We start from the raw sequence: 13447 nt of genomic DNA on the forward strand, positions 1-13447 counted from the left end.
TGCAAAAATCGGCATCGGAGGCTTCGCAGGCGATGCGCAAAACCCGCAGCCCGAGCGTTCACAAGCGCCGACGATCTTGTCCCCGCGGATGCCGCGCTTCAAGCCCCGGGATCCCTTCGGCGCAAGGAGCGACCGTCCTCGGGATCGAATAGATGGACCGATTCCTTTTCCAAGGCCGCCGCCAATCGCTCACCGGCTTTGACCGCGACTTGACCGGGCAGTTGCAAGGTCAAGGGCCCATCGCCCGGGGCCTTTGCATAGACGAAGGTCTCGCCGCCGAGTTGCTCGACGCTGCCGACCACGAGATCGAGATTGCCGCTGTCTCGGTCGAGGCGTAGATGATGGGCTCGAATGCCGAGCTGCGCAGGTCGCCCCGATGAGAGGTCGAATCGCTCCCGGGGCAGGGTGATGCGAGCCCCCCCGATGGAAACGAAAGCGGCGTCGTTGCCATCGCCCTCGATTCGACCGTCGAGGAAGTTCATCCGCGGCGAGCCGATGAAGCCGGCGACGAAGCGATTGGCGGGATCGTTGTACAAGTCCAGCGGGGCACCGAATTGCTCCAGCCGTCCCTCCCTCAAGACCGCGATCTTATCCGCCATCGTCATCGCCTCGATCTGGTCATGGGTCACATAGACCATCGTATTGCCGAGTCTTTCGTGCAAAGCGGAGATCTCGCCGCGCATCGTAACCCGCAGCTCGGCATCCAAATTCGAAAGCGGCTCGTCGAAGAGGAATATCCTCGGTTCGCGTACCACGGCGCGTCCGATCGCCACCCGTTGGCGTTGACCGCCCGAGAGTTGGCCCGGTTTGCGCGCCAAATAGTCGTCGATCTGCAGCATTTTGGCGGCGGCGATGACCCGCCGGTCGATTTCCGGGCGCGCAAGGTTCAGATTCTCGAGCCCGAAGGAGAGATTGTTGCGCACCGACATGTGGGGGTAAAGCGCATAAGACTGGAAGACCATGGCGAGCCCTCGGCGCGCGGCGGGGATCCGATTGACCACTTCTTCCTCGATGACGATCTCGCCGCCGCTGACGCTTTCGAGCCCGGCGATCATGCGCAGCAGGGTCGATTTGCCACAGCCCGATGGTCCGACGAAGACGCAGAATTCCCCCGCTTGAACGGTCAGGTCCATGCCGTGGATGACATCCACCGAATCGAAATTCTTGCGCACCTTGCGCAATTCGAGCCTGGCCACTTAAGGTCGCTCCCGATCAGCGGATCACTTCATGCCGGTATTGGCGATACCGGTGGTGATATAGCGTTGCAAGAAGACGAAGACCAGTGTGGTCGGGATCAGGCTGACCACGGTCATCGCCAAACGATAGTGCTCTTGGCTTAGGTGTTCGCCGCGGAATTCCAAGAGGCATAGCTGGATGGTGTAGGCCTCCTTGGTCGTCGAGATGGCGACCATGGGGATGATCAGATCGTTCCAGCGCCAGATGATCGACAGAATCGCCAACGCCGCGATCGCCGGCATGGCCAAGGGCAATACGATGCGCCAGTAGATCTTCCACTCCCCGGCGGCGTCCATGCGCGCGGCCTCGATCAGCTCGTCGGGAATCGTCAGCATATATTGGCGCAGCATGAACACCCCGGCGGGGGTCGCCGCCCCGGGAATGATCACCCCCCAGATGCTGCCCGACAACCCGGTGGCGTGGATGGCCTTGAATACCCCGACCAGCGTGATGGTCGCCGGAATCATCAAAGTGGTCAGGATGACCCCGAGGAAAAAGATCTGACCGCGAAAGCGATATTTGGACAGGGCGAACGCCGCCATCGAGTTGATCAGCAAGGTGATCAAGGTGGCGATGATCGTCACCAGCACCGAATTGGTGAGGCAAGTCGTGAAATCGACGTTGACGTTGTAGGCGCTGCCGCGCAAGGGATCGAGATAGTTCTCCCAAGCCGGCTGCACCCGTCTTTCGGCGATGACGGAATCGGCCGGCAGGCGAACCACCTTGCCGCCGTCGCCTTGCACCGCTCGCGCGGGCAGAAATTCCTGCCTCGTCGATAAATTCGGTACCGCCCAGCGTTGCATTTCCCCGGTCTCGGGGTGGGGGGCGCGCACCAGGACTTGCGAGACCAGCCGGTTCGCTCGGTAGGGTTCGACCCCGAGATATTCGCTCAGCAAGCGCACCCGCTCGGGGTCGAGCCCTTGCAAGGCGGCCTCGAGATCGTGGGCGTTTCGCGCGCTTGCGGTCATCGCGCCGTAGCGATTGAGCCAATCCGGTAGCCTAAGTTCGGCGATCAACGATCGAGCCTCGACGGCCACGCGATCCAAGTGGGATCGCAAGGCGTATCGCTCACGGCCTTCGAAGCGAGCGAGGAAAGCCTCGACATCGTGTCCTATCCGTTCGGCGTCATCGAGCCTGCGCCAGTTCAGCACCCAGTCGGGGAGATCGGGGATCACGAAAATCTCGCGTCCCTCGGGGCCGTTGACCGTTGCCCGGCCGACGCGCTGAAAATCCCCGGGGATCAACGAGATATCCTGTTTCTCGATCTGGAAGGCGGATTTGAGCGAATTCAACGCGATCCAGCTGACCGGCATGAAGATGATCGCAAAGCCCAGCCCGAGATAGGCGTAGGCCACCCAATCGGCCAGGTTCGGCCTTGCGAACCCTTGGCGCCGCGTCAAAAAACCCATCAGCCCGTTCATTGCCAGTTGCGGCGTCCCGATAGCGCGATTTGCCCCAAGGAGAGCAGGGCGAGGAAAACGGCGATGGCCAAGGATGCCGTGGCCGCGATACCCAGTCCGTGGGCCGTCGGCTGTCCGCGCAGGCCCGAAGTTTCGAAGATATAGGAAACGATGGAGATCCAGCCGACTTGCATCGCATAGAGCTCCTCGAAGGCTTGGAAGGCCTTGATCAACGACAGAACGGTCACCACCAGCAAGGTCGGCATCAGCAGCGGTAGCGTGATGCGCCATAGCATCCGCCAATCCGAGGTGCCATCCATTTGGGCCGCTTCGTAGAGATCTTTAGGTATCGCTTGGAGCCCGGCCAGCAGGATCAGCATATAAAAGCCCAAATGCGCCCATGTGTAGACGAAGACCGACCAGAACATGGTCCATGCGGGGTCGGTCAACCACTGGATGGGCTCGTCGATCCAGCCCCATTCGATCAGGGTCAAGGACAACACCCCTTGGCGCTTTAGGATCAGCGTCCACAGGAAGCCGACGACCACCGGGCTTAGCATGACGGGATAGAAGAAGACCGAGCGCCAAAAGCCGCGCCCGACGATCTTGCGATTGAGGACCAGCGCCGTCAACAACGCGAAGAACACCATGATCGGCACTTGGAAGACGACGAAGACCGCGGTATCCATGACCGAGCGGTAGAACTTGGCGACCTCGAGATTGCGCCCGGCGGTATCGGGATGGATATCCGAGAACAGCCGCGCCCAGTTGGCGGTGCCCGCCCAGTCCCGCTCGGAAAAAAGGATGCTTTGACCCTCGGTGGCGGAAAAGCCGATATTGATAAAAAAGGGAGCGAAGGTATAGATGCCGAATACGAGCAGATTAGGCAACAGAAAAAGATAGGGAAGCGGCCCGTGGCCTGCAAGCTTTTGCGCCAACTCGATGGGCCATCCCATGATCCCCATGAAGCGGGCACCGAAAGAACCGCGCGGCCGGGATACGATGATCCCGACCGCGCAGTAGGCTGCCGCTATCAAGGGCCAACCGGTTCCGGCGAAAGCCGCTTCGATGGCGGTGAACACCCCGACGGCGACCGATCATTCGGCGATCTTGGCGGCGACATCGGCATCGATCGCGCTCAAGCCTTCATCGAGCGTTATCTCACCGTTGATGACCTGCGTGAGGTAGTCGGGAACCACGCCGTAGATCACGAAGTTCTTGTGGTAGCCCTGAAAGGTGAAAGCCTGCGGCGTGGTCTCGGCGGCTTTGCCGATGGACGAGGCGTAGGTCGACAACGCCGAGGCGACCGCCGGAGAGGCATCTTGGTAGTCCACTCCCGAGTTTTGCAGGCCTTGGTGGGAGGTGATGGACTTGGTTCGAGCGGCATAAGCCTCGGCGTTCTCGGTGCGCGACATGTACTCGATGAATCCGGCGGCGGCTTGCGGGTATCGGGTCGATTTCAACGCGACGATGGCGGATCCGCCCGGCATCGCCCCGCAACCGCCCATGCCGCAAGGTGCGGGCACCACACGCCACTCGAAATCCTTGATGTTGTCGGAGTAGTTGCCGATCATCCACGAGCCCGACATGTGCATGGCGACCTTGCCCGATAGGAAGAGCGGGGCGGCATTGCGGTATTGGGTGCCTTGGCCTGCAGGCCAGCCCTCGGTCGGCATCAGGCCGTTTTTATGCCATGAGACGAATTTTTCCGCGAATTCGCGAAAGCCATCATCGACCAGGATCGGATTACCGCTCGCATCGAAGAATTTCGCACCGTGCGAGAAGGCGGGACCGGCCCAGCGATGGGTGGTACGGTCCATGGCCAGACCGGCATCCAAGCCCAATGCCTCCTTGACCTCCAGCAAAGCCGCGGCCCAGTCATCCCATGTCGCACCCTCGCCGGGCAGTTCGACCCCGGCATCGTCGAACATCGAGACATTGACGTAAGGGCCGGTGACGGTCAACTCCGTCATCCATCCATAAACCCCCATGTCCTCGCCCCCGGGCGCCCGGAACCAAGGCAGCGTGGCACTGTATTGTTTTTCGATCTCGGCGGTGTCGAAAAGAGGGCGTAGGTCGAGGTAGTACTTATTGAGCCCGCCCAAGTTGGTAACGCGGGCGAGATCCGGCGCGGCATCGGTTTGCAGCTGGTTTTCGAGTTGATCGCGGATGACCTCGTAGCCGACGCGCTCGGTGATCACGGTATGGCCGGATTCCTTCTCGTAGCCCTTGGCGAGGTCGGCGATGACATCGCATTCGTTCCCTTCCTGATAGCACAAAAATCTGATTTCATCGGCGCTCGCTTGGCCGGCGAAGGCAAGGCCGAGTGCCGCAAGCGCGGATTGCCACTTGGTAGCGGGTTTCATCGAGTTCCTCCTAAACGATTTCGTTGTCGGTCGACTTGTCGGTCGACGAGGGGTGAAGCGCCGGTCGCCGGCGGACTCGATCCGCAGCGACCGGAAGGGAGCGGGACTTTGTGGAATTTTCGCCCCGAATGAATTTTGCAACATCGGCAAAAGATAGTATCATTTATAAATCAATCCACACCGTTTCCCGGGTCATATCCCAATCTCAAAGCATCCATCGCACAGTGAACGAAGACGATCACCGTCGAATCGATAACGGCGAGACCATGCTCGGCCGCTTGCCCCTGCACGTGCAGGTCAGCGAGATGCTGGTGCGGGAAATCAAGGCCGGCCGCCTGCTCCATGGTGAAAAACTGGTTCCCGAGCGTCAGCTGGCCATCGATCTCGATATTTCGGTGGGGACATTGCGGCGGGCATTGTCCGACTTGGAGCAAAAAGGGTTTTTACGCCGCATCCAAGGCTCGGGGAATTATATCCACGATGCCGTCGACGGTGAGAATATCTACGCCTTTTTCCATCTTGAATTGTTGCGCGGAGGCGGATTGCCCACCGCTCGCGCCTTGAGCGCAACGCAGATGTCCAAGCCGCCCAATCTCCCGCCCTTCGGCACCGTCGACGAAGCCTTTCGTATCCGGCGTTTGCGTTATTTGGATGGCGTCGAGGCCGCGATCGAGGAGGTTTGGCTCGATGGCGCTTGCGCTTCGTCGTTGACGCTCAGGGATCTCGACGATTCGCTCTATCACTATTATCGCACCCGACTCGGGGTGGTGATCGGCCGGGTCACCGACATGGTCAGCATCGGCATGCCGCCGGCTTGGGCTCCGGTGGATTTCGGACTTAGCCGCGATCGCAATCGGGAATGGGGCTATGTCGAGCGGCGTTCCATCGATCAGCACGGTCGGGAGGTGGAATTCTCCCGCACGTGGTTCGATCCGGGTGCGATCCGCTATGTAGCCCGTTGGCGCTGAATCTATCGACTATCGACGCCGAACCTATCGACTCCATGACATCGCTTCGATATGCGATCGTCGGCTGCGGCATGATGGGCCACGAGCATATTCGCAATCTGCAGCTGATCGAAGGCTGCGAAGTGGCCGCGTTATTCGATACCGATTCGGCGATGGCGGCTTCGGCGCAGCGTTCGGCGCCGGTAGCTCGCCTTGCCGCCTCCCTCGACGATCTGCTCGAGATGGATGGCTTGGATGCCATCGTATTGGCCACCCCCAACTTTAGGCATGCCGAGCACCTTCGGCATATCGCATCGCGCCGAACGATCCCCTTGTTGGTCGAAAAGCCCTTGGTGACCGATCCCGGCGATCGAGAACTGATCGACGCCCTCGAGCGTGATTACGCAGCTCCCATCCAAGTGGCGATGGAATATCGCTATATGCCGCCTTTGCAGCGCTTCTTGGCCGAGGTCGAATCCATCACCGGCGGGATCCGCCACCTCTCGATCCGCGAGCACCGCTTTCCTTTCTTGAAAAAGGTCGATCACTGGAATCGCTTCAACGACCGCTCCGGGGGCACATTGGTGGAGAAATGCTGTCATTTCTTCGATCTCATGCGCCTGATGATCGGGGCCGAGCCCCGCCGGGTCATGGCCTCCGGTTGGCAAGCCGTCAATCACCTCGATGAAGCCTACGACGGTCGCACCCCCGATATCTGGGATGCCGCCTTCGCCATCGTCGAATTCGACGACGATACGCGGGCGATGCTCGATCTGTGCATGTTCGCCGAGGGTGCGGATTACCAAGAGGAGATCGTCGCCGTCGGACCGGCGGGGCGCATCGATTGTCTCGTTCCTTTCGCCCCGAGCCATTGGCCGAACGATTTGGGCGTGAGGCCGCAGCCGCGGGTCGTCATCCGCTCCCGCGATCGCCGAAAGCGCGAGGATATCCTCGTGCCCGTCGATGCCCGCTTGGACGATGCCGGCTCCCATCATGGCTCGACCTATTTCCAGCATCTCAAATTCCGCGATGTTCTGCTGGGTAAGCAAGCGCCCGAGGTCACCTTGCGCGATGGCTGGCGCGCGGTCGCCATCGGCATCGCGGCGCAGGAATCCTCGGCCACCGGGATGGCCGTGGAACCGCTCCTGTGAATCCTTCGTGAATCTTTGTCCATGCCCCCCCGTCCATGAATCCGCCGCCGAGGATTCTTTGCGTCGGCATCGCCGTGCTCGATCTGATCATGCGCGTCGAGGCGATGCCGCGGCGAGCGGATAAGTATCGCAGCCGCGATGCCGATCTCGTCGGTGGAGGGTGCGCGGCCAATGCCGCGGTGGCCATCGCCCGGCTCGGAGGGAGCGCGCATCTTGCGGGGTGTTTGGGGGACGACGGGATCGCCGACATGATCGAAAGCGATCTGATCGCCGAAGGGGTGGACTGCACGCGATTGCATCGCCTCGAAGGCCGGCGATCGTCGTTTTCCAGTATCTACATCGATTCGAGTGGTGAGCGTCAGATCGTCAACTTTCGCGATATTTGCGACGAGGAGTCGGCGAGCGAGGCCGGACGGGCGATGTCGATGGAGGGTTTCGATGCCATCTTGGCCGATACCCGCTGGCCCGCAGGGGCCGATCTCGCCATGCGCAAGGCGCGCCGCCTATCCATCCCCGGCATCCTCGATGCCGAGCCCCCCTTCGATGCCTGCCCGAGGGCGTTGGAGGATGCCGACCATGTTTTTTTCTCGCATCGAGGATTGCGAGCGTTCAGCCGTCTCGACGATACCGAGCGGGGGTTGGCATTCGCCGCCGAACGTATCGGGGGCATCGTCGGCGTTACCGAGGGCGCCGATGCCGTGCGCTGGATCGACGCTACGGGCCTGCATTGCCAAAACAGCCATCCGATCGATGCCGTCGATACCCTCGGCGCCGGCGATGCTTGGCATGGCGCCCTCGCCTTGGCATTGGCGCAGCAGGCTTGTTTGCGAGATGCCATCGTCTTTGCCAACGCTACGGCCGCGATCAAATGCACCCGCCCCGGCGGTCGCCGAGGATTGCCCTTTCGCGCCGAGGTCGAACGGTTCATGCAAGCGCCGGCGACGACGGCCGCCCCCTATTGATGTCCCTCTATTGATATCTCTCGATCGATGTCCCTCGACTCCCCTTGACCGGAAATCACGCCATGACTCGAACCATCGGGGTTCTCGCACTCGCCCGCCCCACATTCGATGTCGATTTCGCCCGCTCGCGCACCGAACTGGCCTTTCGGCGGCTCGATGCCACCGGCGAGCGAATCGTGGGTCCGCGGGAGTTGCTCTTCGATGCCGATGCCGCGTCAAAGGCCCTTCAATCGCTGCCCTTGGCGGATCTCGATCGATTGATCATCTTGCAGGTCACCTTCACCGACGCATCGATGACCACGAAGATCGCCACCGAAGTCGCCGCGCCCTTGGCGATCTGGGCCTTGCCCGAGCCCCGCATCGGCGGACGCTTGCGCCTCAACGCCTATTGCGGGCTCAACTTGGCGGCCCATGCCCTGCGCTTGGTCGACGCCGAGTTCTCCTACCTTTACGCCGACCCGTCGAGCGAGACTTGCGCGCACGATCTTGCGGCCTTGTTGGCGGGCGAGCGTCGGCGAGCGCCGGTCAAGGCCACGAAGCCGAGCGTCGACGCCTGCGATCGGGCCATCGCCGAGCGCGTCGTCGAGAGGTTGTCGACGATGCGCATCGCCCGCATCGGCGAGCATCCCGATGGCTTCCACACCTGCGCCTATAACGCCGATGCCTTGCGTTGCCTGACCGGCATCGAGGTCGATCGCCTCGATCTCGACGATCTCTTCGCCCGCGCCGAGCGGGTTCTCGATGACGATGTCGCCCGAACCCGATCGCTCGCCGCCTGTGAAATGGTCGGCCTCGATGATCTCGATCAGGACGAGCTCGATAAATCCCTGCGCTTGAAGAACGCCCTCGATGACTTGCATACCCAAGGCGGCTACGATGCCTTCGCCATTCGTTGTTGGCCGGAGACCTTCACCGAGTACGGTGGCGCCGTTTGCGGTCCGGTGGCGATGATGGGGGAGCGGCGCGTCCCTTGCGCTTGCGAGGCGGATGTCTTCGGGGCTCTGACCGGCCTGGTGCTGCAAGAGCTCGCCGGGGCTCCGGCTTTTCAGGTCGATTTGGTCGATGTCGATCGCCTCGACGGCACATCGGTGGTCTGGCATTGCGGTCAGGCACCGATTTCGATGGCCGACCCGCAAAGCGAACCGCGCGCCACCGTCCATACCAATCGCCGCAAACCCTTGCTCTACGAATTCGCCTTGAAGCCCGGCCGCGTCACCTTCGCCCGCTTTTCCCAATCCGAGGGCCGGATCCGCCTGATGATCGCCGGGGGCGAGATGCTAAGGCGTCCCAAAGCCTTCACCGGCACCTCGGGGGTGGTGGCTTACGACGCCCCCGTCGATCGCCTCGAGGCCACCATCATGGGCGCTGGCCTCGAGCATCACTCCAGTCTGGTCTACGGCGACTATCGAAGCCAGCTACGAGCGATCGCCGAACGACTGTCGATCGAAGTCATCGAAATTGCCTGAGCCTGCCCATCCCGACCGATCCGCAAAAGAGGATCCTCTCGATGATCATCGATCCGAGCCTTGCGATGCGTTTTCGTCGCCAAGGCTATCTCGTGCTGCCCGATGCCGTCGAGCCTTCGGCCTTGGCGATGTTGCGGCGGATCTGCGATACGCTGCTTACGGAACCGGCGGACGATGATCTCGGGGGGACGGCGCACGATATCGGCCGGGGCGAGGATCGCCGTTTCCTGCGTCATCGCCACCGCGACTTTCCGGCGTTGGCCAAGTTCGTCCTCGCCCCGTCGATGAAGGCTCTTGCCGCCCCATTGGTCGGGGATCGGCCTTGTCTGTTCAACGAGCAGTTCGTCGTCAAGGGACGAGATACCGGGGCCGCCTTCGGTTGGCACCAAGACAGCGGCTATGTCGGATTCGACCACGCTCCCTATCTCACGGTGTGGATCGCCCTCGATGATTGCGATGAATCCAACGGCACCCTTTACTTGTTAGCGCGCGATATCGATCGAGAAACATCGATCGAGCCTCATCGCTGGGATCCGGAGTCGAAGGAGCAGGTGGGCTATCACGGCGAGGAGCCGGGCATTCCGGTCATCGTGGATGCAGGTGCGATGGTGGTGTTTTCCTCGCTCACCATGCATCGCTCCGGATGCAATATCACCCCCGACCATCGCCGGGCCTATCTCGTGCAATACAGCGACGGTCCGCTCATCGATCCGAAGACGGAGCAGCCCAAACGCTTCGCCACTGCCTTATAGATTCGCCACTGCCTTATAGACAGGCATCGGACGGCTATCGATCGTTTGTCGTATTAAGACGACGATCCGAGCCGGCGAGAAAAATCGGCGAGCCGAGATATCAGGCATCGTGCGCTTCGTTCGGGCGCAGATCATCGATGCACCCTACGCTCTTCGGTGAGCCTGTTATCAGACCCCTAGGGGAAGCCTTGCGCTCTTTCGGGCGATCTCGCAAGGTGGCATTGATCCACCCCCGGCCGCCATCGCCACCGCTTGCAAGGGGCGATGCGGATGATGCAAGTGCCGACTCGGGATCGAAACACCCGTTTTTTCGCCGCATCAGCGCGTTTCCATCCGAATCCTTGCCCCAAGCCCGCTCGGGATCGCAGCTCTTGGCGGTTATCATTCCCGCTTCGCCGGTACTTGGGATCAAAGGCGGCGGGCAAGGGCGTGCCTTGTCGATTCGCCCTTCGATACCGCTTTTGTTCACCGATCGAACGCAGTCGTTCGAACACAATCGCTCGAACGCTCGATCGAATAACCGACATTCACAAGGAATCATCCCGTGGAGCAGAGCAACCCGATCCGTGCCCGGATCAAGGATATGCAAGGGCGAATGGAAACCCTGAGGGGGTATCTTTGACGTAGAGACTCGGCGCGAAAAACTCGAAGAGGCGAAGCGCGAGCTCGAATCCTCGGAGATCTGGAGCGATCCGGAAAAAGCCCGCGCTTTGGGCCGCGAGCGGGCGGATCACGAGCGTATCGTCGATACCTTCGACCGGCTCGATCATGGGTTGGACGATGCCTCGATGCTGCTCGACCTTGCCGAGGAGGAATCCGATCACCGGGCGGTCGCGGATATCGATGCCGATGTCATGGCTTTGGAGAAGCATCTTGCGGACTTGGAATTTCGCCGGATGTTCGCCGGGGAGATGGATGCCTCGAGCGCTTTCGTCGATGTCCAAGCCGGCTCCGGTGGCACCGAAGCCCAGGATTGGGCGGAAATGCTGCTTAGAATGTACCTTCGCTGGGGCGAGCGCCGCGGATTTCGCACCGAAATCATCGAAGCCTCCGCAGGCGAGGTCGCGGGGATCAAAAGCGCCACCGTGCGCTTCGACGGCGATCATGCTTATGGCTGGCTGCGCACCGAAAGCGGCGTTCATCGGCTGGTAAGAAAATCCCCCTTCGATTCCGGTAACCGTCGTCATACATCCTTCGCCGCGGTCTATGTCTCTCCGGAAGTGGATGACGATATCGATATCGATATCGACCCCGGCGATCTGCGCATCGATGTCTATAGAGCCAGCGGCGCCGGCGGTCAGCACGTCAACCGCACCGAATCGGCGGTGCGCATCACCCACTTGCCGACCAATGTGGTGGTGCAGTGCCAAAGCGATCGCTCCCAGCACAAGAACAAGGCCACCGCCATGAAGCAACTTCGGGCGCGGCTCTACGAGCGGGAGATGCAAAAGCGGCTCGAATCCCAAAAAGCGGTGGAGGATGACAAGGCGGATATCGGCTGGGGAAGCCAAATACGCTCTTACGTCCTTGACCAATCGAGGATCAAGGATCTTCGCACCGGGGTGGAAGTCGGAAATACCGGGGCCGTGCTCGACGGCGATATCGATCGATTCATCGAGGCGAGCCTCAAGGCGGGAGCGTAAAGATGAGTGGCCATGAGCATGACGAGCAATCCATTCAGCGCCGGGAAAAACTGGCGAAATGGCGCGAAGACGCCAAGGCCTACCCGAACGATTTCAGGCCCGATGCGAAGTTCGGCGATCTACAAAAGCGCTTTGCCGATGTCGATGCCGTCGCCTTGGAGGGCGAGGCGCACAGCGTTGCGGTCGCCGGCAGGATGATGACCCGTCGGATCATGGGGAAGGCGAGTTTCGCGAATCTGCGCGATGGCACCGACGCCATGCAGATCTACATTCGTCGGGACGATCTGCCCCAAGATCGATACGCCGAATTCAAGTCCTTCGATATTGGGGATATCATCGCCGTCGAAGGCACGGTCTTTCGCACCCGCACCGGCGAGCTCTCGATCAAGGCCCGAGACCTGCGCTTGCTGGTCAAATCGCTGCGCCCGCTGCCGGAAAAATACCACGGACTCTCCGATGTCGAGACCCGCTATCGTCAGCGCTATGTCGATCTCATCATCAACGAGCGTAGCCGAGAGGTTTTTCGCGCTCGTTCGAAGATCGTCGCTTGGATTCGTCAATTCTTCATCGAGCGCGATTTTCTCGAAGTCGAAACCCCGATGATGCATCCGATCCAAGGCGGGGCGGTCGCTCGCCCTTTCACCACCCACCATAACGCTCTGGATATGGACCTTTTTTTACGGGTTGCACCGGAGCTTTATCTCAAACGATTGACGGTCGGCGGATTCGAGCGGGTATTCGAGATCAATCGCAACTTTCGCAACGAGGGGATCTCCACCCAGCACAATCCGGAATTCACGATGCTGGAGTTTTATCAGGCTTATGTCGGCTACGAGGAAATCATGGTTTTGACCGAAGAGATCGTCGGCGGCGTTGCCAGGTCCGTTTGCGGCACCGGCACGATTTCCTACCAAGGCGAGACCTTGGAGCTCGATCCCCCCTATCATCGGATATCGATGGCCGATGCGATCTTGGATCGAAATCCCGAGTTGAGCGCCGCCGATCTCGATGACGAGGCGAAATTGCGAGCCTTTGCCGACGCCAAGGGAATTCACACCGAGAGCCATTACGGGCGCGGGAAGTTATGGCAGGAGATATTCGAAAAGACGGTCGAACACACTTTGCGCCGGCCGACCTTCATCACCGCCCATCCCATGGAGGTCTCTCCCCTATCTCGGGCGAACGATGAAGATCCCTTCATCACCGATCGCTTCGAACTCTTCATCGCCGGCCGCGAGATCGCCAACGGCTTCTCCGAGCTCAACGACCCCGAAGACCAAGCGGAGCGCTTTCGCCGCCAGGTCGAAACCAAGGAATCGGGCGATGACGAAGCCATGGCCTTCGACGACGACTACATCAAAGCCTTGGAATACGGACTCCCCCCGACCGGCGGACAAGGCCTCGGCATCGATCGACTGACGATGCTGCTGACCGACTCCCCTTCCATCCGAGACGTACTGCTCTTCCCCTGCCTGCGCCCGGAAGGCGGAGCGAAGAACCCGAACGATTAGCCCTTGATAAAAG

General features: G+C 60.9%; 12 protein-coding genes. 7 read left to right on the forward strand and 5 right to left on the reverse strand.

What is annotated here, in order from left to right; all coding sequences use genetic code 11:
* Positions 1-98: 98 nt before the first annotated feature.
* The 4 genes from BF99_RS0100095 to BF99_RS0100110 are packed head-to-tail and all read right to left on the reverse strand — an operon-like array spanning position 99 to position 5002.
* Positions 99-1196 carry an ABC transporter ATP-binding protein gene (locus BF99_RS0100095; protein ID WP_025769236.1) on the reverse strand — a complete coding sequence of 366 codons (1098 nt, stop codon included), beginning with the start codon at positions 1194-1196 and terminating at the stop codon, positions 99-101.
* A 24-nt stretch (positions 1197-1220) separates the two neighbouring features.
* Positions 1221-2657 (reverse strand): carbohydrate ABC transporter permease, encoded by a 1437-nt coding sequence (locus BF99_RS0100100; protein ID WP_025769237.1) that lies wholly within the window; start codon positions 2655-2657, stop codon positions 1221-1223.
* Complete coding sequence (locus tag BF99_RS0100105) at positions 2654-3718, reverse strand: carbohydrate ABC transporter permease (protein ID WP_025769238.1); 1065 nt, start codon at positions 3716-3718, stop codon at positions 2654-2656. The genes BF99_RS0100100 and BF99_RS0100105 overlap by 4 nt, the downstream gene beginning before the upstream one ends.
* Positions 3719-3733: 15 nt before the next feature.
* A complete protein-coding gene (locus tag BF99_RS0100110) occupies positions 3734-5002 on the reverse strand; it encodes an ABC transporter substrate-binding protein (protein WP_025769239.1) in 1269 nt (422 codons plus the stop codon).
* A 224-nt stretch (positions 5003-5226) separates the two neighbouring features.
* On the opposite strand from BF99_RS0100110, the gene BF99_RS0100115 reads away from it, so the two are divergent.
* The 5 genes from BF99_RS0100115 to BF99_RS0100135 all read left to right on the forward strand — a co-directional run bounded on the left by BF99_RS0100115 (position 5227) and on the right by BF99_RS0100135 (position 10280).
* Entirely contained in the window at positions 5227-5970 is a 744-nt protein-coding gene (locus tag BF99_RS0100115) for a GntR family transcriptional regulator (protein WP_197018971.1), read from the forward strand.
* A 35-nt stretch (positions 5971-6005) separates the two neighbouring features.
* Entirely contained in the window at positions 6006-7100 is a 1095-nt protein-coding gene (locus BF99_RS0100120) for a Gfo/Idh/MocA family protein (protein ID WP_025769241.1), read from the forward strand.
* 35 nt (positions 7101-7135) lie between these two features.
* Entirely contained in the window at positions 7136-8062 is a 927-nt protein-coding gene (locus tag BF99_RS0100125; RefSeq protein ID WP_025769242.1) for a PfkB family carbohydrate kinase, read from the forward strand.
* Between the two features lie 62 nt (positions 8063-8124).
* Positions 8125-9528 (forward strand): L-fucose/L-arabinose isomerase family protein, encoded by a 1404-nt coding sequence (locus tag BF99_RS0100130; protein WP_038096656.1) that lies wholly within the window; start codon positions 8125-8127, stop codon positions 9526-9528.
* Positions 9529-9569: 41 nt separating this feature from the next.
* Positions 9570-10280: a phytanoyl-CoA dioxygenase family protein gene (locus tag BF99_RS0100135; protein WP_025769244.1), complete on the forward strand. Its 711-nt coding sequence runs from the start codon at positions 9570-9572 to the stop codon at positions 10278-10280.
* 100 nt (positions 10281-10380) lie between these two features.
* Here BF99_RS0100135 and BF99_RS22710 read toward each other — a convergent pair whose 3' ends face one another.
* Positions 10381-10665: a hypothetical protein gene (locus BF99_RS22710; RefSeq protein WP_156013090.1), complete on the reverse strand. Its 285-nt coding sequence runs from the start codon at positions 10663-10665 to the stop codon at positions 10381-10383.
* A gap of 198 nt (positions 10666-10863) precedes the next feature.
* Between BF99_RS22710 and prfB the strand changes: the two genes are divergently transcribed.
* Both prfB and lysS read left to right on the forward strand, forming a co-directional pair.
* Positions 10864-11923 (forward strand): peptide chain release factor 2 gene (prfB, locus tag BF99_RS22300; protein ID WP_373604452.1). Its coding sequence is split into 2 segments (ribosomal slippage): positions 10864-10899 and positions 10901-11923, totalling 1059 coding nucleotides; the frame shifts between segments, so codons are not numbered across the junction.
* A 2-nt stretch (positions 11924-11925) separates the two neighbouring features.
* Positions 11926-13434, forward strand: coding sequence for a lysine--tRNA ligase (gene lysS / locus BF99_RS0100155; RefSeq protein WP_025769247.1), 1509 nt, complete (start codon positions 11926-11928; stop codon positions 13432-13434).
* The last annotated feature ends 13 nt before the right edge of the window (positions 13435-13447 follow it).

It is taken from the genome of Thioalkalivibrio sp. HK1, from assembly GCA_000583135.1.
Classification (GTDB): domain Bacteria; phylum Pseudomonadota; class Gammaproteobacteria; order HK1; family HK1; genus HK1.

What these genes read in the sequence shown, in the direction of transcription:
- lysS (WP_025769247.1), top strand. Translation starts at nt 11,926, where the DNA reads ATGAGTGGCCATGAGCATGACGAGCAATCCATTCAGCGCCGGGAAAAA.
- BF99_RS22710 (WP_156013090.1), bottom strand. Translation starts at nt 10,665, where the DNA reads ATGATAACCGCCAAGAGCTGCGATCCCGAGCGGGCTTGGGGCAAGGAT.
- BF99_RS0100120 (WP_025769241.1), top strand. Translation starts at nt 6,006, where the DNA reads ATGACATCGCTTCGATATGCGATCGTCGGCTGCGGCATGATGGGCCAC.
- BF99_RS0100100 (WP_025769237.1), bottom strand. Translation starts at nt 2,657, where the DNA reads ATGAACGGGCTGATGGGTTTTTTGACGCGGCGCCAAGGGTTCGCAAGG.
- BF99_RS0100135 (WP_025769244.1), top strand. Translation starts at nt 9,570, where the DNA reads ATGATCATCGATCCGAGCCTTGCGATGCGTTTTCGTCGCCAAGGCTAT.
- BF99_RS0100125 (WP_025769242.1), top strand. Translation starts at nt 7,136, where the DNA reads ATGAATCCGCCGCCGAGGATTCTTTGCGTCGGCATCGCCGTGCTCGAT.
- BF99_RS0100110 (WP_025769239.1), bottom strand. Translation starts at nt 5,002, where the DNA reads ATGAAACCCGCTACCAAGTGGCAATCCGCGCTTGCGGCACTCGGCCTT.
- BF99_RS0100130 (WP_038096656.1), top strand. Translation starts at nt 8,125, where the DNA reads ATGACTCGAACCATCGGGGTTCTCGCACTCGCCCGCCCCACATTCGAT.